This is a genomic window from Pantoea phyllosphaerae, assembly GCF_051025595.1.
Taxonomy (GTDB): Bacteria; Pseudomonadota; Gammaproteobacteria; order Enterobacterales; family Enterobacteriaceae; genus Pantoea.
This window is the reverse complement of the sequence record NZ_JBPFDE010000002.1, coordinates 334,331-353,639: the sequence shown is the minus strand read 5'-3', so window position 1 is coordinate 353,639 and position 19,309 is coordinate 334,331. Positions and strand designations below refer to the sequence as shown.

At 63.7% G+C, this 19,309-nt stretch carries 19 protein-coding genes; 9 read left to right on the top strand and 10 right to left on the bottom strand.

Annotated elements, in window-relative coordinates:
- Window positions 1-219: 219 nt before the first annotated feature.
- The gene (locus ACR6A7_RS04885) at window positions 220-552 is read left to right on the top strand and encodes a hypothetical protein (RefSeq protein ID WP_434123702.1); all 333 of its coding nucleotides are present in this window, start codon (window positions 220-222) and stop codon (window positions 550-552) included.
- Window positions 553-632: 80 nt separating this feature from the next.
- On the opposite strand, the gene ACR6A7_RS04880 is transcribed toward ACR6A7_RS04885, so the two are convergent.
- The 8 genes from ACR6A7_RS04880 to ACR6A7_RS04845 all read right to left on the bottom strand — a co-directional run bounded on the left by ACR6A7_RS04880 (window position 633) and on the right by ACR6A7_RS04845 (window position 8,298).
- Window positions 633-1,529: an ABC transporter substrate-binding protein gene (locus ACR6A7_RS04880; RefSeq protein ID WP_434123813.1), complete on the bottom strand. Its 897-nt coding sequence runs from the start codon at window positions 1,527-1,529 to the stop codon at window positions 633-635.
- 10 nt (window positions 1,530-1,539) lie between these two features.
- A complete protein-coding gene (locus tag ACR6A7_RS04875; RefSeq protein WP_434123701.1) occupies window positions 1,540-2,334 on the bottom strand; it encodes an amino acid ABC transporter ATP-binding protein in 795 nt (264 codons plus the stop codon).
- Window positions 2,318-3,247 carry an amino acid ABC transporter permease gene (locus tag ACR6A7_RS04870; RefSeq protein WP_434123700.1) on the bottom strand — a complete coding sequence of 310 codons (930 nt, stop codon included), beginning with the start codon at window positions 3,245-3,247 and terminating at the stop codon, window positions 2,318-2,320. Before ACR6A7_RS04870 ends, ACR6A7_RS04875 begins: the two co-directional genes overlap by 17 nt.
- Before the next feature lie 9 nt (window positions 3,248-3,256).
- Window positions 3,257-3,769: a GNAT family N-acetyltransferase gene (locus tag ACR6A7_RS04865; protein ID WP_434123699.1), complete on the bottom strand. Its 513-nt coding sequence runs from the start codon at window positions 3,767-3,769 to the stop codon at window positions 3,257-3,259.
- A gap of 10 nt (window positions 3,770-3,779) precedes the next feature.
- Window positions 3,780-4,721 (bottom strand): ABC transporter substrate-binding protein, encoded by a 942-nt coding sequence (locus ACR6A7_RS04860; RefSeq protein WP_434123698.1) that lies wholly within the window; start codon window positions 4,719-4,721, stop codon window positions 3,780-3,782.
- Between the two features lie 13 nt (window positions 4,722-4,734).
- Window positions 4,735-6,048, bottom strand: coding sequence for an LLM class flavin-dependent oxidoreductase (locus tag ACR6A7_RS04855; RefSeq protein WP_434123697.1), 1,314 nt, complete (start codon window positions 6,046-6,048; stop codon window positions 4,735-4,737).
- A gap of 79 nt (window positions 6,049-6,127) precedes the next feature.
- Window positions 6,128-7,282, bottom strand: a complete 1,155-nt coding sequence (locus tag ACR6A7_RS04850; protein WP_434123696.1) for an amidohydrolase — start codon at window positions 7,280-7,282, stop codon at window positions 6,128-6,130.
- Window positions 7,283-7,299: 17 nt separating this feature from the next.
- Window positions 7,300-8,298: an MsnO8 family LLM class oxidoreductase gene (locus tag ACR6A7_RS04845; protein WP_434123695.1), complete on the bottom strand. Its 999-nt coding sequence runs from the start codon at window positions 8,296-8,298 to the stop codon at window positions 7,300-7,302.
- A gap of 324 nt (window positions 8,299-8,622) precedes the next feature.
- On the opposite strand from ACR6A7_RS04845, the gene ACR6A7_RS04840 reads away from it, so the two are divergent.
- Genes ACR6A7_RS04840 through ACR6A7_RS04805 form a run of 8 tightly spaced genes read left to right on the top strand, consistent with a single transcriptional unit; the run spans window position 8,623 to window position 17,785 of the window.
- The gene (locus ACR6A7_RS04840) at window positions 8,623-10,254 is read left to right on the top strand and encodes a TIGR04028 family ABC transporter substrate-binding protein (protein WP_434123693.1); all 1,632 of its coding nucleotides are present in this window, start codon (window positions 8,623-8,625) and stop codon (window positions 10,252-10,254) included.
- A 13-nt stretch (window positions 10,255-10,267) separates the two neighbouring features.
- Window positions 10,268-11,212: an ABC transporter permease gene (locus tag ACR6A7_RS04835; protein ID WP_434123812.1), complete on the top strand. Its 945-nt coding sequence runs from the start codon at window positions 10,268-10,270 to the stop codon at window positions 11,210-11,212.
- Window positions 11,209-12,057: an ABC transporter permease gene (locus ACR6A7_RS04830; protein WP_434123692.1), complete on the top strand. Its 849-nt coding sequence runs from the start codon at window positions 11,209-11,211 to the stop codon at window positions 12,055-12,057. Before ACR6A7_RS04835 ends, ACR6A7_RS04830 begins: the two co-directional genes overlap by 4 nt.
- The gene (locus ACR6A7_RS04825; RefSeq protein ID WP_434123691.1) at window positions 12,054-13,667 is read left to right on the top strand and encodes a dipeptide ABC transporter ATP-binding protein; all 1,614 of its coding nucleotides are present in this window, start codon (window positions 12,054-12,056) and stop codon (window positions 13,665-13,667) included. Before ACR6A7_RS04830 ends, ACR6A7_RS04825 begins: the two co-directional genes overlap by 4 nt.
- Complete coding sequence (locus ACR6A7_RS04820; protein ID WP_434123690.1) at window positions 13,664-14,674, top strand: putative FMN-dependent luciferase-like monooxygenase; 1,011 nt, start codon at window positions 13,664-13,666, stop codon at window positions 14,672-14,674. The genes ACR6A7_RS04825 and ACR6A7_RS04820 overlap by 4 nt, the downstream gene beginning before the upstream one ends.
- Window positions 14,671-15,783 carry an alkylhydroperoxidase domain protein gene (locus ACR6A7_RS04815; protein ID WP_434123689.1) on the top strand — a complete coding sequence of 371 codons (1,113 nt, stop codon included), beginning with the start codon at window positions 14,671-14,673 and terminating at the stop codon, window positions 15,781-15,783. The genes ACR6A7_RS04820 and ACR6A7_RS04815 overlap by 4 nt, the downstream gene beginning before the upstream one ends.
- A 2-nt stretch (window positions 15,784-15,785) precedes the next feature.
- Window positions 15,786-16,916: an amidohydrolase gene (locus ACR6A7_RS04810; RefSeq protein ID WP_434123688.1), complete on the top strand. Its 1,131-nt coding sequence runs from the start codon at window positions 15,786-15,788 to the stop codon at window positions 16,914-16,916.
- 20 nt (window positions 16,917-16,936) lie between these two features.
- Entirely contained in the window at window positions 16,937-17,785 is an 849-nt protein-coding gene (locus ACR6A7_RS04805; RefSeq protein WP_434123687.1) for a VOC family protein, read from the top strand.
- A 116-nt stretch (window positions 17,786-17,901) separates the two neighbouring features.
- Here ACR6A7_RS04805 and ACR6A7_RS04800 read toward each other — a convergent pair whose 3' ends face one another.
- Together ACR6A7_RS04800 and ACR6A7_RS04795 are read right to left on the bottom strand one after the other, a co-directional pair.
- Window positions 17,902-18,282: a hypothetical protein gene (locus tag ACR6A7_RS04800; RefSeq protein WP_434123685.1), complete on the bottom strand. Its 381-nt coding sequence runs from the start codon at window positions 18,280-18,282 to the stop codon at window positions 17,902-17,904.
- Window positions 18,283-18,409: 127 nt separating this feature from the next.
- A complete protein-coding gene (locus ACR6A7_RS04795; protein ID WP_434123684.1) occupies window positions 18,410-19,105 on the bottom strand; it encodes a haloacid dehalogenase type II in 696 nt (231 codons plus the stop codon).
- Window positions 19,106-19,309: the final 204 nt, after the last annotated feature.

Sequence of the window (19,309 nt, the reverse complement as noted above, 5' to 3'; positions counted from 1 at the left end):
AGATCGGGCTCCGATGAGGTTTAAAGGTGAGCAAAGCGCTTACCTTGGCTGGCGCTCCTGGCTTCAGGGCAAAATAAACCTTAGCCATACTTATCAAAAAATTTAGCATCAGGCATCGCTGCGTTGCGTCTGTAACCCTGCCGCCTGTTATTTATACCCTGCCGGAACTACACTAAGCTGCGTTTTAATTAAAATTCGCTTATCAAAAGGATATTTACTATGGCTTCGAATGCGTCAGAATCGGCACAGCTGGATGCCTGTAACAAACAGGTTGAGGATCTTAAAAAAGAGTTAGAAAAGCAAAAAACGCTCTGCGAGCTCTACCGGAACGAGATCCTCACCGACAGTGAGTTCCTGGGGTTCGCTATCGAAATTTTTGATAAAATTCAGGCCTCCATCAACAGCGATGTGATTAACACCATGCCGGTGGAAGAGCAGCGGCAGCTGGAAGAGACCCTGGTATACGTCAAAGAGCGTCAGGCCGCTGATAACCTGTATCGCAAAGATGGCGATCCCGAACCGCGGTCGTACGAAGAGTACCGCAACCCCTGAACAGTAAGCGCGTTGACGACAAGCCGCCTGTGAGGCGGCTCTTTTCGCCAGTGAGACGCCAGCGGCAGCGCCGCCCTGTTTCAGTAAACAATTCCTGGCGGATTTACCGTTGATGTCGCAATCGCCTCATTCTGCTCGCCCCAGCGGTTTAGCACCTGCTGATACTGACCGCCCGAAATGGTGCCGTTTATCGCCGTCTGTAACGCCTCCGCCAGACCGTTCCCTTTCTTCGTCGTGACCGCCACCCAGGATCGCACCGGGCCATAGCCGACAATTCTGGTATCGCCGCGCGACGCCACCTTCCAGGCCGCCATCGACTGCGGGCCGAACAGCGCGTCGGCGCGTCCTGACAGCAGCGTCAGCGTCGCCGCCGCCTCGTCGGTGAGATAGACCGGCGTCACCGGTTTTAACCCTCTGGCGCGGTTCTGCGCGTCCCAGCCGAGCAGGATGCGCTCCTGGTTAGTGCCGGAGCCAACGATAATGCGCAGTCCCGCAACCTCCTCCGCCTTGTTGATACTGTTGATGGGGCTGCTCGCCTTCACCAGAAACGCATGGCCATCGGCGCGGTAGGTGGCGAAGTCGAACTTCTTCTTGCGCTCTTCCGTCACCGCGATGTTGAACATCGCCACGTCATAGCGTCCGGCGGTCACGCCGAGCGGCCAGTCCTCCCAGGAGGCGGGCACCAGATGCAGCTTCAGCCCCAGGCTGTCCGCCAGCAGCCGCGCGAAGTCGGCGTCGCTGCCGATACGCGTTTTATTGTCTGACGCCAGCAGCCCCAGCGGTGGCGAACTGGTATTGGTGGTGGCGACAGTCAGGTAGCCCGGCTCAACAAAATGGAAGCCCGGCGGGATCCTGGCGATCGCCTGCGGATTGGCCGGGGCCGCAATCGGCGTCTCATTCTGCGTGACGTCGAGGGTAGCCGATAGCGCAGGCGGCAGCGCGCCGAGCAGCAGCAGGGCAAGTAAAGAGGCTCTCATCATCTCTGTCCTATAGCACGCGCGCAAGAAAGCGGCGCGTGCGTTCATGGCGCGGATTGCTCAGCACCTGGGTCGCGCTGCCTTGCTCGACAATTTTGCCATCCACCATAAACACCACGTTATCCGCCACTTCACGCGCGAAGCCGATCTCGTGCGTCACAATCACCAGCGTGGTGCCCGAACGCGCCAGCTTTTTGATGACGTCGAGCACTTCGCCCACCAGCTCGGGATCGAGCGCCGAGGTAGGCTCGTCAAAAAGCATCACGCGCGGGTTCAGCATCAGGGCGCGCGCAATGGCGATGCGCTGCTGCTGGCCGCCGGACAAATGGCGCGGCCAGGCGCCGGATTTATGGCGCAGCCCGACGATATCGAGCAGCTCTCCGGCGCGCGCGACCGCGTCACGTTTCGACAGCTGGCGATGAGCGATGGGCGCCTCGATCAGATTCTCCAGCACGGTGAGGTGCGGAAAGAGGTTGAAGTTCTGGAACACGTAGCCGACGTTGACGCGCTGGCGCAAAATCGCCTTCTCCTTCAGCTCATAGAGCCTGTCGCCGCGCCGCTGGTAGCCAATATAATCGCCGTCGATCTGAATAAACCCCTCATCGACGCGCTCCAGATGATTCAGCGTGCGCAGCAGGGTCGACTTGCCGGAGCCGGACGGTCCGACAATTACCGTCACCGAGCCGGGCGCCAGCTCCAGCGACACGTCGTCCAGCGCCTTGTGGCGGCCGTAGCTTTTGCTGACGCCGGTAATGCTGATGGCGCCGGTGGCGTGCGTCTGGCGGTAATCAATGGCTTCGGACATGGCGTATCTCCTCATTTGCGGCAAGGGGGTTCAGGCGGCTGCGCCACTGGCGCCAGCGCGAAGGTTGCGGATCGCGGGTGACGCTGCGCGCCAGCCAGCGTTCAACGCCGTGCTGGATGGCCGACAGCACCGTGGTGATGATTAGATACCAGGCTGCGCCCACCATCAGCAACGGGATCACCTCCTGGTTGCGGTTGTAGATCATCTGAATGGTGTAAAACAGCTCCGGCATCGCCAGCACGTAAACCATCGCCGTGCCTTTGGCGAGGCTGATGATTTCGTTAAAGGCGGTCGGAATAATGGCGCGCAGCGCCTGCGGCAGAATGATGCGGAAGGTGCGGCGCGTCGCTGAGAGGCCGAGCGCCGACGCCGCCTCCGTCTGCCCGTGATCGACGCCGAGAAAGCCGCCGCGAATAATCTCCGCGCTGTAGGCCGCCTGCACCAGCGTCAGGCCAATCACCGCCGCCGGAAACTGACCCAGCACGTTAATGGTCTGGAAATGGCCCCAGGCGAGCGTGGTAAAGGGCACGCCGAACGAGAGCGTGTCGTAAAGGTAGGAGAAGTTATACAGAATAATCAGCACCACGATCAGCGGCAGCGATCGGAACAGCCAGATATAGCCCCAGGCGAGCGTGCTGAGCAGCCAGGATGACGAGAGGCGCGCCAGCGCCAGCAGGCCGCCGAAAATCAGGCTAAAAACGGTGCCGAGCAGCGTCAGCAGCAGCGTCTGCCCCAGGCCGTGCAGGATCACCGGATCGAAGAACCAGCGGGCGAAGACGCCCCACTCCCAGCGTGGATTCAGCGCCACCGACTCCACCACGCCCGCCAGAATAAACAGGGCAACAATCGCCCCAACGGTCCGGGCGGGATAGCGCGCCGGCACTACTTTCAACTGTTGATGTTCCCTGCTCATGTTGCCTCCTTAACTCGCCTGAGCGACGTGGTTAACGTCGATCACTTTGGTAAAGCGCAGACGGCCGTCATAGGGCGGCTGCCCGTAGCGCTCCAGATCGCCGCTGAGATCGAACTGCGGCTGATAGCCGAAAGTGCTGTAGAGGTGCACTGCTTCCGGCTGACGGAAACCGGTGGTGAGATAGAGCCGCCGGTAACCGGCGCGCCGCGCGCGCCGCTCCAGCTCCTGCACCACTAACTGCGCCAGCCCCTGACGGCGCAGATCGCCGCGCGTCCAGATGCGCTTCAGCTCGGCGGTCTCCTCATCAAAGGGCTTGTAGGCGCCCATGGCGATAATCTCGCCGTCGCGCTCCAGCACGATAAACAGGCCGCGCGGCGGCAGATACCATTCGGTTTTCTCGACTTCCTGGTGATTACGGAAGAAGTCGCCATAGCGCGAGGCGTAAAAGGCGAAAAGTCCGCTCAGGATCGGCTGCAGCTCAGGCGCTTCCGGCGACACGTCGCGAAAAAATTGCTGGCTCATGGTTCACCTCTCAGTCGCCCAGGCCCGGCGGGTTAATTTCGGAACGATCGATCTTCTCGACGCCTTCGCCCCAGCGGTTGAGCACCTTAAGGTAATCGCCGTTCTGGATCACGCCGTTAAGCGCGGTATTGATCGGCTCGGCCAGCCCGCTGCCCTTTTTCACCGTCACCGCGATATGCGCCACCTTCGGCCAGCCGCCGTCGAAGCTGCCCACCAGGCGGGTTTTGCCGGTCAGCGCCGCCTTCCACGCGCCGATCACGTTCGGCCCGAAGTAAGCGTCGGCGCGGCCCGACTGCAGCGCCAGCGTCTGGGTGGCGTCATCTTTGGTGTAGATCGGCGTGAAAGGTTTCAGCCCCTTCGCCTGATTGGCTTTATCCCAGGCGAGCAGCACCGCCTCCTGATTGGTGCCGGAGCCGACGATAATGCGCAGCCCGGCGATATCCTCCGGCGTCGCGATCGCCTTGATCTTGCTGTCGGCCTTAACGTAGAAGCCAAGGGTGTCGCGGCGGTAGGTGGCAAAATCGAACTTCTCTTTACGCTCTTTCGTGACGGTGACGTTGGAGATAGCGGCGTCATACTTGCCCGAGGCGACGCCGAGCGGCCAGTCTTCCCACGAAGTCGGCACCACGTTGAGCTTCAGGCCGAGGCTGTCGGCTACCAGCCGGGCGATGTCGACCTCGCTGCCGAGCAGGGTTTTATTGTCGTCAGAGAAGACCGTCAGCGGCGGCGAGTTCTGCGCCGCGACCGCCACGGTAAATGAACCTGGCACCACAAAGTGATGGCCGGCCGGCAGCTGCGCCACCGCCTGGTCATTCTTCGCGGTATTAATCGGCGCTTTATTGGCTTCGAGGCTGACGCGCTGGCCGTTGTAATCGACGTGGGTCTCTTCGGCATAGACGCCGCCGGACGTCGCCAGCAACAGCAGGGCGATAAGGGTTTTCTTGTTCTGCATAGCGAAGGTGCTCTTATTGTTGTGAGAACTGGTTAGCCGGTTCCTTCAGGCCAAAGCTGGCGCGCAGGGTGGTGCCGGGGTAGTCGCGTCGCGTCAGACCGCGCGCCTGCAACACCGGCACCACGCGATCGACGAAGCGCTCAAAGGTGTCGGGCGTGCCGCCCTGAATGATGAAGCCGTCGGTGGCGAAATTTTCGAACCACTGCTGCAGGCCGTCCGCCACCTGCTCCGGCGTGCCGTGGAACAGCGGGCGCGGCGTTGCCGCTTCCAGCGCCGCCTGGCGCAGCGTATGGCCGTGCTCGCGCGCCTTGCGTTTGATTTCGTCGGTGGTGCTGCGGAAGCTGTTCTGGCCGATATCGCCCAGCTCCGGAAAAGGTTCATCCAGCGGATACTGCGAGAAGTCGTGATGGTCAAAAAAGCGGCCCAGATAGTTGAGCGCGTCCTGGATCGACACCAGCGCGGCGGTGGTCTGGTACTGCCGCTCTACATCCTCGGCGCTCTCGCCGACGATCACGCTGACCCCCTGGAAAATATGCAGATCCTCCGGCTGGCGGCCGTTTTCCACCAGCTGGCGCTTCACATCGCGATAGAACGCCTGCGCCTCCTCCCGCGTCGGCTGATGGGTAAAAATCGCGTCGGCGTGGCGCGCCGCCAGCTTCTTGCCATCGTCGGAGGCGCCCGCCTGGAAGAGGATGGGACGGCCCTGCGGCGTGCGCTGGATATTCAGCGGCCCGGCCACCTGGAAAAAGTCGCCATGGTGGTCGATGGCGTGCAGCTTGCCCGGCTCGAAAAACTTGCCGCTCGCCTTATCGCGCACGAAGGCGCCCTCTTCCCATGAGTCCCACAGCCCCTTCACCACGGTGAGATACTCGTCGGCGATGCGGTAGCGCAGCGCATGTTCGGGATGCTGCCTGCGGGAAAAGTTTTTTGCCGAGCCCTCCAGCGGCGAGGTCACCACGTTCCAGCCCGCGCGGCCGCCGCTGAGATGATCGAGGCTGGCGAACTGGCGCGCGGTAATAAAGGGCTCGCTGTAGGAGGTGGATACGGTGCCCACCAGCCCGAGATGTTCGGTCACGCCCGCCAGCGCCGACAGCAGCGTCAGCGGCTCGAAGCGGTTGAGAAAGTGGGGAATCGATTTTTCATTGATATAGAGGCCGTCGGCGACAAACAGGAAATCGAGCTTGCCCTCTTCCGCCTTGCGCGCAATACGCTTCGCATAGTCGAAGCTGATGCTGGCGTCCGCCTGCGCGGCGGGGTGGCGCCATGCGGACATATTGCCGGATGCGCCATGCAGGATGGTGCCCAGTCGAAGCTCTCTCGTGGTCATGATGTGCTCTCTTTTTTGGTTGCAGCGGTGCCGTTCGCGCGGCCTGTCGGCTCGCGCGAGCGCCGTTCAGTTCAGGGGATCAGGTCAGGATGGCGTCGCAACATCGCGCGCTGAGCCGCTGCAGCGCGTGCTGCGCCAGCTGCGCGAAGTAGCGGGCGGCGGGCGCGATCAGCGCCTCGTCGGGATTAAAGCCAGAGTGATGCAGGCCAAACGCGCTGGCGCTGCCGATGCTGACGAAGGCGCCAGGGGTCTGCTGTAGATAAAAAGCGAAATCTTCGCCGCCGAGGTGCAGATCGGCGGTCTGCACGCGGTAGCCCGCCTGTTCGGCGATTTCGCCAGAAAAGCGCGCCCATTCCGGATCGTTGACCAGCACCGGCGGACCAGCATGCCAGCTTAGCGTCGCCTGCGCGCCCGCCGCCTCGGCGAAATGGGTCACCAGCGCCCGTACGCGCGCCTCGAGCCCGGCGCGCACGTCGAGGTCGTGCGTGCGCGCGGTGCCGCCGAACTCAACGCTGCCGGGCAGCACGTTCCAGGTTTTGCCCGCATCGATGCGCGTGACGCTCAGCACCAGGCTGTCGAGGGTATTGAAGCTGCGGCTGGTCAGGCTTTGCAGCCCCTGGATAATCTGGCTGGCGGCGACAATCGCGTCGACGCCTTCTTCGGGATGCGCCGCGTGCGCCCCTTTGCCGCTGACGCGGATAATAAACTTGTCGGCGTTGGCGTAGAACGCGCCGCCGCGCGTGGCGAACACCCCGGTCGGCAGACCTGGCTCGTTGTGCATGCCAAAAATCGCCTGTACCCCTTCCAGCACCCCGGCGTCAATAAACTGCCGCGCGCCGGCGGCGATCTCCTCGGCGGGCTGAAACAGAATGCGCACGCGCCCCTTCAGCGCCTTCTCATGCTGCTTCAGCAGCAGCGCCGCGCCCAGCATCACCGCGCTGTGCACGTCATGGCCGCAGGCGTGCATCACGCCGGAATGGCGAGAGTGAAAGGCCAGCCCGCTCGCTTCATGCACCGGCAGCGCGTCGATATCGGCGCGCAGCGCAATCAGCAATTCGCCCTGGCCAATCTCCGCCACCAGCCCGGTTTTTAGCGGATAGTCGAGCAGCGGAATATCTGCCGCCTGCAGCCAGGCGCGCAGGCGCGCGGTGGTCGCCTCTTCCTTGCCGGACAGCTCCGGCCAGGTATGCAGCTCGCGACGCCACGCAATCAGCTGGGAATCGAATGTGCTCATGGTTCTCTCCGCCAGGGTCAGGCCGCGACCAGATGGTGCGTCGCCAGCAGCTCAAGCGAGCGAAGGCGCGCTTTCGGTTCGGCAACTGGCGTGTCGATAATAAATTCGTCGACGGCGTAGTGCTGCTGTAGCGCATCCAGCTGGGCATGCACCTGCGCGGCGGTGCCCTTCAGCAGCGACGGCGTACGCGGCTCAATAACGTAGTCGCTAAAGCCGCCCTGACGCACATAGCGCTCCGCCTGCTCAAGGCTGGCGACGTTGACGCCCTGCCCGCCATTAACCTTAACGTGAAAATGACGCAGGCCGCTGGCCAGCAGATCCGCCTCCGCCGGGGAGTCTGCCACCACCACCTGCACCGCGACGAGCGCGCGCAGGCCGCTCAGACGATGGTAGGTGCCGAGGGTGTTCTCCATTAGCTGACGATCGCCGTTGAGATGGGCGGCGAAGACCAGCTGCCACCCCTGCTGCGCGGCGAGCGCGGCGCTCTCTTCGCTGGCGCCCAGCAAAAACCGGTTAGCCGGACGCGGCGGCAGCGGCGTGGCGTGCAGCGCCTCGCCGTCGTCCGCGGCGCGCTGCGGCGCGTCAAGCCATTGTCCCAGCTGCTTCAGCTGCTCGGCGAAACTGCCTTTCGCCTGCGCGTCCACGCCCGCCTGCAGCGCGCGGGTCGACAGCGGTAGCCCGCCCGGCGCCTTGCCGACGCCGAGATCGATGCGGCCTGGCGCCAGCGACGCCAGCAGGTTGAAGTTTTCCGCCACTTTATAGGGGCTGTAGTGCTGCAGCATTACGCCGCCGGAGCCGACGCGAATATGCCCTGTCTGGGCGATAATCCAGGCGATCAGCACCTCCGGCGACGGACTCGCCAGCTGCGCGGTGTTGTGGTGCTCGGCCAGCCAGAAGCGGTGATAGCCCCAGCGTTCCGCCTGCTGCGCCAGTTGCAGCGTGCGCTGTAACGCGCTGCTGGCCGGCTCATCCGCAAGCACCGGCGCTTTATCTAACAGACTCAGACGATATGACATTCACCTTTCCTCACTGATATTCCGTTGCGACCCAGTGTGGAGCGAGGCGAATAATTCGTAAAACAACAAATATGGAAAAAGGATCGCGAAAAATGGCATAGCAGCTGTTATTTCTGCCGGGCAGTGCGCTCCTGAAATAAATAAAAGCGGATAGCGAGAGAAATAATAAAACCTATCCTCTCTGGCGAATTACGCTCTCCTCCTTAATCCGCCGTTATTTGTTATTTCCAGATAAGCTTTGCGCAATTCGTTGGTTCATTTGGCCTGCGCCGCGTCCGATGATGAATTCCGCCTTTTAAGGCAGTTGATAACAAAGGAATTCACATGACGCGTTCTACTTTTTCGCCACTGCCGCGCGCGCTGGCACTGGCTCTGCTTGCAGGGAGCATTACCGTTCACGCGGCGGAGACGCCGGTAAAAGGCGGCACGCTGATCTATCTTGAGCAGCAGGCGCACACCAATCTCTATCCGCCTGCGGGCGGCTTCTATCCCAACGGCGGCATCCTGAATCAAATCACCGATAAGCTCACCTGGCAGAACCCGGAAACATTGCAGGTCGAACCCTGGATTGCCGAGAGCTGGAGCAGCAATGCGGATAAAACCGAATATACCTTTACGCTGCGGCCCGGCGTCACCTTCTCCGACGGCACGCCGCTGGACGCCAATGCGGTGGCGAAAAACTTCGACACCTACGGTCTGGGTAATAAAGCGCAGCGCCTGCCGGTCTCTGAGGTGATTAATAACTACGACCACAGCGAAGTGATCGATCCCCTGACGGTGAAGTTCTATTTCAAAAAGCCCTCGCCCGGATTTTTACAGGGCACCGCCACCATCGGTTCCGGTCTGGTTTCGCTCAGCACCCTCGCGCGTAATTTCGACCAGCTCGGCGACGCGCGCCATATTATCGGCTCCGGTCCCTTCGTGGTCAGCGACGAAAAGCTGGGCCGCGAGGTCGACCTGATCGCGCGCAAAGGCTATCAGTGGGGGCCGAAAAACGGTCAGCAGCAGGGACCCGCCAATCTTGACGGCATCAAAATCATCGTCACGCCGGAAGACAGCGTGCGCATCGGCGCGCTGCTGGCGGGCCAGGCGGATGTGATCCGCCAGGTGCAGGCCTATGACGAGAAGCAGGCGAAAGATCAGCACTTCCCGCTCTACGCGGCGCCGACGCGCGGCGTCAACGACAGCATCAGCTTCCGTCCCGACAACCCGCTGGTGAGCGACCTGCGCGTGCGCCAGGCGCTGCTGCACGCCACCAACGCGAAACAGGTGGTCGATACCCTCTTTTCGCCCAACTACCCGCAGGCTAAATCGGTGATCGCCGCCAGCGCAGCGGGCTTTGTCGATCTCAGCGACAGGCTGAGGTTCGACCCGGAACAGGCGAAAAAGCTGCTGGACGAAGCGGGCTGGCAGGCCGGTGCCGACGGCATCCGCGCCAGGGCGGGCAAGCCGCTGGCGCTGACCATCTATGAATCCCTGCCGCAGCCGCAGAACAAAGAGGTGCTGCAGCTGATTGCCCAGCAGTGGCGTCAGGTCGGCGTGGCGCTGACGGTAAAAGCGGGCGACGCGGGCAGTAAAACCCTCGACAGCCTCGATCCGCTGAAAACCCCGCTGACCGTCTCGGAAGTGGGCCGCGCCGATCCCGACGTCATCAAAAGCCAGTTCTACCCCAGCAACCGCGACGCGCTGCTGCAAAAAGGCGGCTCCAGCGACAAGGTGCAGAGCTTCCGCGACGACAGGCTCAACGCGCTGCTGCTGGCGATCTCCGCCGAGGTCGATCCGGCGAAGCGCCTGCAGCTCACCGGCGACGCCCAGCGCTACCTGCTGGACAACGCCTACGTCATTCCGATCTTCGAGGAGCCGCAGGTGTTTGCTGGCGCGCCCTGGCTGAAAGGGGTGCGCTTTGAAGCGGTTGGCCGCCCGGCGTTCTACGGCGCCTGGCTGGAAAAACATTGAGGCGGGATAAATGATGCGACACTCTCTGCTACAACGGCTGGGGAGCGGCCTGATGGTGCTCTGGGCGGCCTTTACCCTCTCTTTTTTGCTGCTGCAGGTGCTGCCCGGCGACGCGGTGCTGATTAAGTTTCAGAACCCCGATTTGGGGTTGAGCCCCCAGCAGATAGCGGAGATGCGCCTCGCCTACGGCGCGGACAGCCCGCTGTGGCAACAGTATCTGCATACGCTGTTCGCCATGCTGCGCGGCGACTTCGGCTTTTCGGTGCAGGCGGGCGTGCCGGTGAGCGCGCAAATCGCCGATAATCTGCCGGGCACGCTGCGCCTGGCGCTGTGCGGATTTCTGCTGGCGACGCTGCTGGCGTTCGCGCTGGCGGCCCTCTCGCATCTGCCAGCGCTGCGCGGCCTGCGTTCGCTGCTGCAGTCGTTCCCCGCGCTACTTGTCTCTGTTCCGACCTTCTGGCTCGGCATCGCGCTGATCCAGATCTTCTCTTTCCAGCTGCGCTGGATACCGGTCATCAATCCTTCGCCGTGGCAGGGAATGCTGCTGCCCATCGTCACGGTGGCGGTGCCGATCTCCGCGCCGCTGGCGCAGATCCTGCTGCGCAGCATTGATGAGGTTTCGACGCAGCCCTTTGTGGCGGTGGCGCGCGCCAAAGGCGCAAGCGAAAGCCGGGTGCTGTGGCGTCACGTCTTGCGCAACGCCATGCTGCCGGTGCTGACCATCGCCGGGCTGCTGCTGGGCGAGCTGATCGCCGGCGCGCTGATCACCGAAACGGTATTCGGCCTTGGCGGCCTCGGCCAGCTGACGCAGCAGGCGGTAAACAACCAGGATGTCGCGGTGCTGCAGGCGGTGGTGATGATCTCTGCGCTCGGTTTCGTAGTAATCAACCTGCTGGTGGATCTGCTGATGCCGCTGTTCGATCCGCGCCTGAATCGCGCGGCGGGAGGTGCCCTGTGAGCCTTGTGGACTACGCCGCCGCGCGCCGCGCCTCAGGCGGACGCCGGACGCTGCGCCTGCAGCCAGGGTTATGGCTGGCGTGGCTGGTGATCCTGCTGGCGGCAGGCGCCGCCTTCGCGCCCACGCTTTTTACCGCCTTTAGCGCCACCGAAGGCATCGCCGGGGCTCAGCGTCTGGCGCCGCAGGCGGGGCACTGGCTCGGCACCGATCAGCTGGGACGCGATCTCTGGGCGCGTATGGTTTACGGCGCTTCGGCGTCGCTCTCCGCCGCGCTGATCGCCGTGGCGATGGGGCTGACGGCGGGCACCGCGCTCGGCGTGCTGGCGGGGGCCAGCGGCGGTAAAACCGAGATGCTCATTATGCGCGCCGTCGACGTGCTGCTCGCCATCCCTTCTCTGCTGCTGTCGCTGAGCGTGCTGATCCTGCTCGGCTTCGGCACGCTGCACGCCGCGCTGGCGGTGGGCGTGGCGTCAATCGCCAGCTTCGCCCGGCTGGCGCGCGGCGAAGTGGTGCGCATCCGCCACAGCGACTACGTCGAGGCGGCTTTTGGCAGCGGCGGCACCTTTTTCGCCGTGCTGCGCCGCCATATTCTGCCTAACGCGCTGACGCCGGTGATCGCCTTCGCCGCGCTGCAGTTTGGCCAGGCGATCCTCGCGCTCTCAACGCTCAGCTTTCTCGGCTACGGCACGCCGCCGCCCGCGCCCGAATGGGGGCTGCTAATCGCCGAAGGCCGCAACTATCTCTCTACCGCATGGTGGCTGACCACTTTCCCCGGCCTGCTGGTGATCGCCGTGGTGCTGGCCGCCAGTCGCATCAGCATTCAGATTGCAGGAGGTCGCCAATGAGCGCATCCACGCCGCTGCTGGCGGTGAAACATCTCAGCCTGAGCTATCGCAGCGGGCATCAGTGGCGTCAGGTGGTGCATGACGTCAGCTTTGAACTCCGGGCCGGAGAAATGGTGGCGCTGGTGGGCGAATCGGGCTCCGGCAAAACCACCACCGCGCAGGCGATTATCGGGCTGATGGCGGAGAACGGCCGCCGCGACGGCGGTGAGATCCGCCTCAACGGCGAAGATATCGCCACCTGGTCGCAGAAGCGGCTCGATCGGCTGCGCGGCGCGCGCATCAGCCTGGTGCCGCAGGACCCGGGCAATTCCCTTAACCCGGTGAAAACCATTGGCGCGCAGGTCGAGGAGATCCTGCGCCTGCATACCGCCCTCAGCGGCGACGCGCGTCGCCGCCGCGTGGTGGAGCTGCTGACGCGCGTCGGGCTGAGCCATCCTCAGCAGCGCGTCGATCACTATCCGCACCAGCTGTCAGGCGGCATGAAGCAGCGCGTGCTGATCGCTATTGCGCTGGCGCTCAGCCCGGATCTGATTATCGCCGACGAGCCCACCAGCGCGCTCGACGTCACGGTGCAGAAGCGCATCCTCGATCTGCTCGACGCGCTGCGTCGCGAGACCGGCACCGCCGTGCTGTTCGTTACCCACGATCTGGCGCTGGCGGCCGAGCGCGCGGATCGCATTATGGTATTTCGCCACGGCGAGATTCAGGAGTCGGGACCGGCCGCGCAGCTGGTCGGCGCGCCGCAGCATCCCTATAGCCGCCAGCTGTTGCGTGATGCGGCGCCGCAGCGCGTCGCACGGCGCGCGCCCGACCGGCTGGCGACGCCCGCGATTAGCGCCACCGCCGTCAGCAAAAGTTTTACGCTCGGTAAAAACAGGCGGCTGCAGGCGCTGCACAACGTTAGTTTTCAGGTGGCGCGCGCCTCGACGCACGCGCTGGTAGGCGAATCCGGCTCCGGTAAGACCACGCTGGCGCGCATTCTGCTCGGCTTCGAACAGGCGGAGAGCGGCAGCGTGACGCTGGACGGCGTCCCCGTCGGCGACCTGCGCGGCGAAGCGCTGCGCCACCTGCGGCGTAAAATTCAGTTCGTCTATCAGAACTCGTTCGCCTCGCTCGATCCGCGCCAGACGCTGCTGCAGATCATCGAGGAGCCGCTGCGCAATTTCGAACGGCTCAGCGCCGCTGAGCGGCGGCGGCGGGCTGAAGCGGTCGCCGAGCGCGTGGCGCTGCCTGCCGAACTGCTGGCGCGTGGCGCGCGCGAGCTCTCCGGCGGCCAGCGCCAGCGCGTCGCCCTTGCCCGCGCCCTGATCCTCAACCCCGACATTCTGGTGCTGGATGAGGCGACCTCGGCGCTCGACGTGACCGTTCAGGCGCAGATCCTGCTGCTGCTGCAACAGCTGCAAAACGAGCGGGGACTCACCTACCTGTTTATCACCCACGATCTGGCGACGGTGCGCCACATGGCTGACAGCGTCACGGTATTACGTGCAGGCGAAGTGGTGGAAAGCGGTGACGTTGTCACCCTGTTCGCCTCCCCGCAGCACGCCTATACGCGCGAACTGATCGCCGCTATTCCGCATTTCACTCCGCGTATGAGGGCTTCCGCATGAGGCGACGCATTGGCTTTTTCACCCGGCTGCTGGATAAGGTGCCTGCGCAGCAGCGCTACCGCCTGGCGACCGAACAGATCCAGCACGCCGAACGGCTCGGCTTCGACAGCGCCTGGATCGCCCAGCACCATTTCCACGAGGCGGAAGGCGGCCTGCCAGCGCCGCTGGTGTTTCTGGCGCACGTCGCCGCGCAGACCCGCACCCTGCGCCTCGGCACGGCGATTATCACCCTGCCGATGGAGAACGCCCTGCGCGTGGCGGAGGATGCGGCGGTGCTGGATCTGCTGGCTGAAGGACGGCTGGAGATCGGTCTGGGCTCTGGCGGCACGCCAGACGCTTTTTTGCCGTTCGGCCTGACCTTCGACCAGCGCGCCGCCGCCTTCGCCGATAACCTGCATCAGCTGCTCGGCGCCTGGCGCGGCGATTCGCTGGCCCATCCCGACAACCATCTCTATCCCCCCGCGCCGCAGCTGGCGCAGCGCGTCTGGATCGCCACCTTTTCCGCCGAGGGCGCCGCGCGCGCTGGCGCCGCCGGACACGGGCTGATGCTGTCGCGCACCCAGCCGCGCCCCGCCAGCGATCCCGGCCTGCCGCTGGATGCGATACAGAACCCGATTATCGACGCCTACCTCGACGCGCTGCCCGCCGGGGTGGCACCACGCATACTTGCTTCGCGCACCGCCTTTGTCGCCGACTCAGACAGCTATGCGCGCCGCGTCGCGGAGCCGGGCATCCGCCAGCAGGCGCAGCAGTACCGCGCCGCTGGCCATGCGCTGCGCGGCGACTCGCTGGACGATCTTTTCGCCCAGTTCGATGCCCACATCGGTGACGCCGTCACGGTGCGCGCCTCGCTGGCGCAGGACAGCGTGCTGCCGCGCGTCACCGATATCTCTTTCCAGGTGCACTCGGTCGAGCCGTCGCCCGCCGATACGCTGCGCTCCATCGAACTTATTGCCGAACAGCTTGCGCCCTGGCTGCGCACGCACGGCGCTCAGGAGAAGCTATGACCCATTCTTACGATCTGCTGGCTGAACTGGCCGATATCGATCCCGCCAGCGCCCTGGCGCAGGCGCGGGCCACGCGCGATGCCGCTACCCGCCACGCCCAGGGCAGCTACGAGGTGCTGTTTAGCCAGCAGGAGCACGATTTTCCGCTGGCCGAGCGCCTGGCACTGGCGGCGCAGGTGGCCGAATGGCACGGCGCTGAACGGCTGCGCGCCCACTATGCCGCCCATCCGGCGTATCAGCCGCTGAGCGATAACGCGCGCCATCAGCAGGCGCGCGATTTTGCGCAGCGCCTGACCGTTGAGCCGGTGGCCGCCGCGCCGACGCATATTGAAGCCTTGCGCCGCGCAGGCTGGAGCGAGCGCGGCGTGGTGACGCTGGCGCAGCTGGTCGGCTTTATCAGCTTTCAGAGCCGCCTGCTGGCCGGTTTGCGCCTGCTGCAGGGCGAAGAGCGCAGCGGCCCGTCTCCCGCCGTCGTCGCGGGCCGCTGGCACACCGCCGCGCAGACCGCCAGCGGCCAGACCGCGCCCACCGCGTTTACCCAGGCGGAGCTCGGCTGGGAGCCCTGGCTGGCGGCGAAGCCGCTGGCAGCGTTCAGCGCCGAAGAGCAGGCGCTGCTGGCGCGCTTCGGCCACAGCGACTCCGACTATTTCCGCCTGCTGGCGCGCAATCAGCCGGTGCTGGAGCAGCGCACCCTGACCGATAAAGGCATCTTCTACACCTCGGGCGGGCTGCCGCGTGCCGAACGCGAACTGGCGGCGACGGTGGCGAGCAAGATCAACGGCTGCATCTACTGCGCCTCGGTTCACGCGCGCAAGGCGTCGCAGCTGGCGAAAGATCACGATGCGGTGCAGAAACTGCTTAACGTCGCGCCCGGCGCGGTGCTGTCGCACGGCCAGTCGCCGCGCTGGGCCGCCGAGATCGACTTCGCCGCCTCGCTCTCCGTTACACCACCGGCGGCCAGCCAGAGCCAGCTTCAGGCGCTGCGCGACCAGCAGCTGGATACGCTAGCGCTGCTCGATCTGATCCAGGCAACCGCCTTCTTCGCCTGGGCCAACCGCCTGATGCTGACGCTCGGCGAGCCCTTCCTGCCTTCTGACGCACAAGGATAAGCATGTTGTTATCTGACCAACTGATCGCCTGGCGGCGCGAGCTGCATCAGCATCCTGAGCTGTCGAACCAGGAATTTCAGACCACCGAGCGCATCACGCGCTGGCTGCGCCAGGGCGATATTCGCCTGCTGCCGCTGCCGCTGAAAACCGGCGTGGTGGCGGAGATCGGCCACGGCACACCTTTAATCGCGCTGCGCGCCGATATCGACGCGCTGCCGATCGAAGAAGACGTTGAACGTCCCTGGCGGTCGCAGCAGCCCGGCGTGATGCACGCCTGCGGCCACGATCTGCATACCTCGGTAATGCTTGGCGTCGCGCACCGCCTGCGCCAGCAGGAGCAGCAGCTGCCCGGCCGGGTGCGCATTCTGTTTCAGCCAGCGGAAGAGACGTTTAACGGCGCGCAGCAGCTGATCGACGCTGGCGCGCTGGAGGGCGTGCAGGCAATTTTCGGCCTGCACAACGCGCCGGATCTGCCGCTCGGCACGCTGCGCACGCGCGGCGGCGCCTTTTACGCCAACGTCGACCGCTTCGTGATCCACATTCGGGGTAAAGGCGCCCACGCCGCGCGGCCGCATGAGGGCATCGATTCGATTGTAATCGGCAGCCATATCGTCACCGCCTTGCAAACGCTGCCGAGCCGCGTATTCAGCGCGCTGGAGGCGGTGGTGCTGAGCGTGACCCGCTTTACGGCGGGCAACAGCTGGAACGTGCTGCCGCAGCGCGTTGAGCTGGAAGGCACGGTGCGCACCCATAACGACGCGATCCGCGAGGCGATCCCGCACCGGATGCGTCAGCTGATCGGCAGCATCGCCGCGGGTTTCGGCGCGGAAGCGGAGCTGGAGTGGATTGCCGGGCCGCCTGCGCTGGTCAATACCCCTGCCTGGGCCGACTTTGCGCTGGATCTGGCGCAGGCGTGCGGCTTCGCTACTGAACGCGGCACGCCGCAGATGGGCGGCGAAGACTTCGCCTTCTATCTGCACCATGTGCCGGGCGCCTTTGTCAGCATCGGCAGCGCCAGCGCCTTCGGGCTGCATCATCCGGGATTCGATCCCGATGAGGGCATGCTCGACGCGGCGGTGGACTATTTTACCCAGCTTGCGCCGCGCGCCCTGGATATCGTGGCCAGCGCATGACGAAAAAGAGGAGAAAGGAGATGGCGATCCCCGTTCCCGTACCGGTGCTGGATCATGTGGTCATTAACGTGGCCGATCGGCTGGACGAGGCGAGCGCGCTCTACCGGCGGCTCGGCTTTCAGCTCAGCGAACGCGGCCACCATACGCTCGGCTCCAGTAACCATCTGGCGATTTTTGGCGAGAACTACCTGGAGCTGCTGGGCTACGAGCCCGGCCGCGGCGAACAGCGCAAAGATTTATGGCAGGCGCCGCCTGGCCTGACCGGGCTGGTATGGAAAACCCAGGATGCAGAGAGCGCCTGGCTGCATCTGCAGCGTCAGGATCTGGACGGCGACGCGCCCGCCGCGTTTCACCGCCCGGTGACGCTGCCGGACGGCGAAGCAAGCGAGGCACACTTCCGCACCGTGCGGCTGCGCCCCGCGCTGATCCCCAACGGGCGCAGCTTTTTCTGCCAGCACGACACGCCGCATGCGGTGTGGCAGGCCGCCTGGCAGACGCATCCCAACGGCGTGCGCAATATCAGCGAATTTGTCATCGTGGCGCAGGATCCGGCGCTCTCCGCCCAGGTTTACAGCCACCTGTTCGGCGCGGATCGCATTCTCGCCTGTCAGGATGGTGCCTTCGTGCTCAGGGCGGGCGAAGCGAAGGTGCGTTTTGCCTCTGCTGCCTATGCGCAGACGCGCTTCGGCTCGCTGCCGGCGGACTATGACGGCTCGGCGCGCATGTCTGCGCTCAGCTTGCGCAGCGACGATCTGGCGAAGGTAAAGGCGAGCCTGCTGCTGGGGGATATCCCTTTTCGCGAGGAGCCGGATGCGATTGTGGTCGCGGCGGAACAGGCTTTTAACCTGGCGCTGCGGTTTCATTTGTGAGGTGAAAAAGGGGCCGCAGTGATGGCAATATTTGACCTGCCTGTTTGTCATGCGCAGCGGCGAGAGGCACCAAGCCCGCTTTAAACACAAAGCGGGCTTGGTGCCCGGTGAATGATTCAGGCCACCTTGCTACATAGCTGGCTGGCGAGCTGGTCGAGCGCCCTGTCAAAGGAGGCGCGCTCTGCAGCGCTGAGAAATCCCTGTTGCTTAACGTAGTGGGCCGCGTCGCCTCTTATCTGCGACGCGTGCTGCCAAAGCCTGTCGGCCTGGGCCTGCGTAAGCCGGCGGGCCTTGCGGGCCGTACTGATATCGGCCTGCAACACATTTATCCGCCAGGATATGTGCGCTTGAAGCGGATCGGCGATGCTGCCCCCCGTCTCCCCTTTAACATCACGCTGTGCCTGTATGTCACAGGAGGGATAGGCCTGCGCAGGCATGGCGTCTGCCATTACCTGACCAGATACCAGTAAAGCGAGCCCTGCTATGTAATATTTCATCTGTGAGATATCCCCTGACAATCTGTAAAAGCGGCGCGGACATACAGGCCAGCCTCTGCTGTTAATCCCTTTTGCAACGCACGGTTAGCCGGGGCTGAACAGCGTGACGTCAAGAGTCAGAAGGTGCTTAGCCCTGCAGGTCTGGTATGCCGGAAAGCGCGCGGATATCGCTGACAATCAAATCGGGAGCGGGTGCCAGCGGATAAAGCGCCTGCCCCTCCCGGCTGATAAACGCGGTCTTCATACCTGCCCGTTTCGCACCGCATAGATCCCAGCCGTGTGCGGCCACCATCATGCACGCAGAGGCAGAGTGACCCATTTCGCTCATCGCCCACTGATACACCCGCAGGTCAGGCTTGTAGATCCGCCGCTCGTCAACGCTGAGAATGCGGGTAAAAAATGGCTTAAGTCCGGCCGATGTTAACTGTTTTTCTGCCAGATCGGCAGAAGAGTTGGTCAGCGCAGCCAGACAAAACCCCTGATGAGAGAGCGAAGCTAATCCTTCAGCCACATCATCGTATGGCGGCATTGATGCCAGCACCTCCCCCACTGAAAAGGCATCTTCCGTGAGCGGGATACCATAGCGCTCAGCCGTCATGCTTAACACAGCTTCGGCTATTTCCCCAAAGCTGCGCCAGCTTCCCGTGACCGTCTCCACAAGGGAGTGGTGCAAAAGTGAGGTAAACCAGGCCTCGGCGATGGCGGGATCATTTCCCAGCCGACGTGCCAGATACGCCTTCAGGGGGCGGGTATCAAGCAGGGTTTCATTTACATCGAAAAAGATAACGCCCTTTTTCTCGGCTGCAGGTTGATGATGAGCCATCCAGTCTCCGGTTAAGTTAATCTTTGCGGTTGCTTATCTGACCCGTCCATACCCTGGTCAAACTGAAGCGTCGCTTTGTTTAAGAAAGTGGCTTGCGTGCCAGGCGGCAGAAAACGTTTAACCCAAAAAGGCTAGCTTCTTGCACTTGAATTGCAAACGGAACAGGTAACCGCTTTTTAAGGGTACCGGTTGCGGTTGTGAATG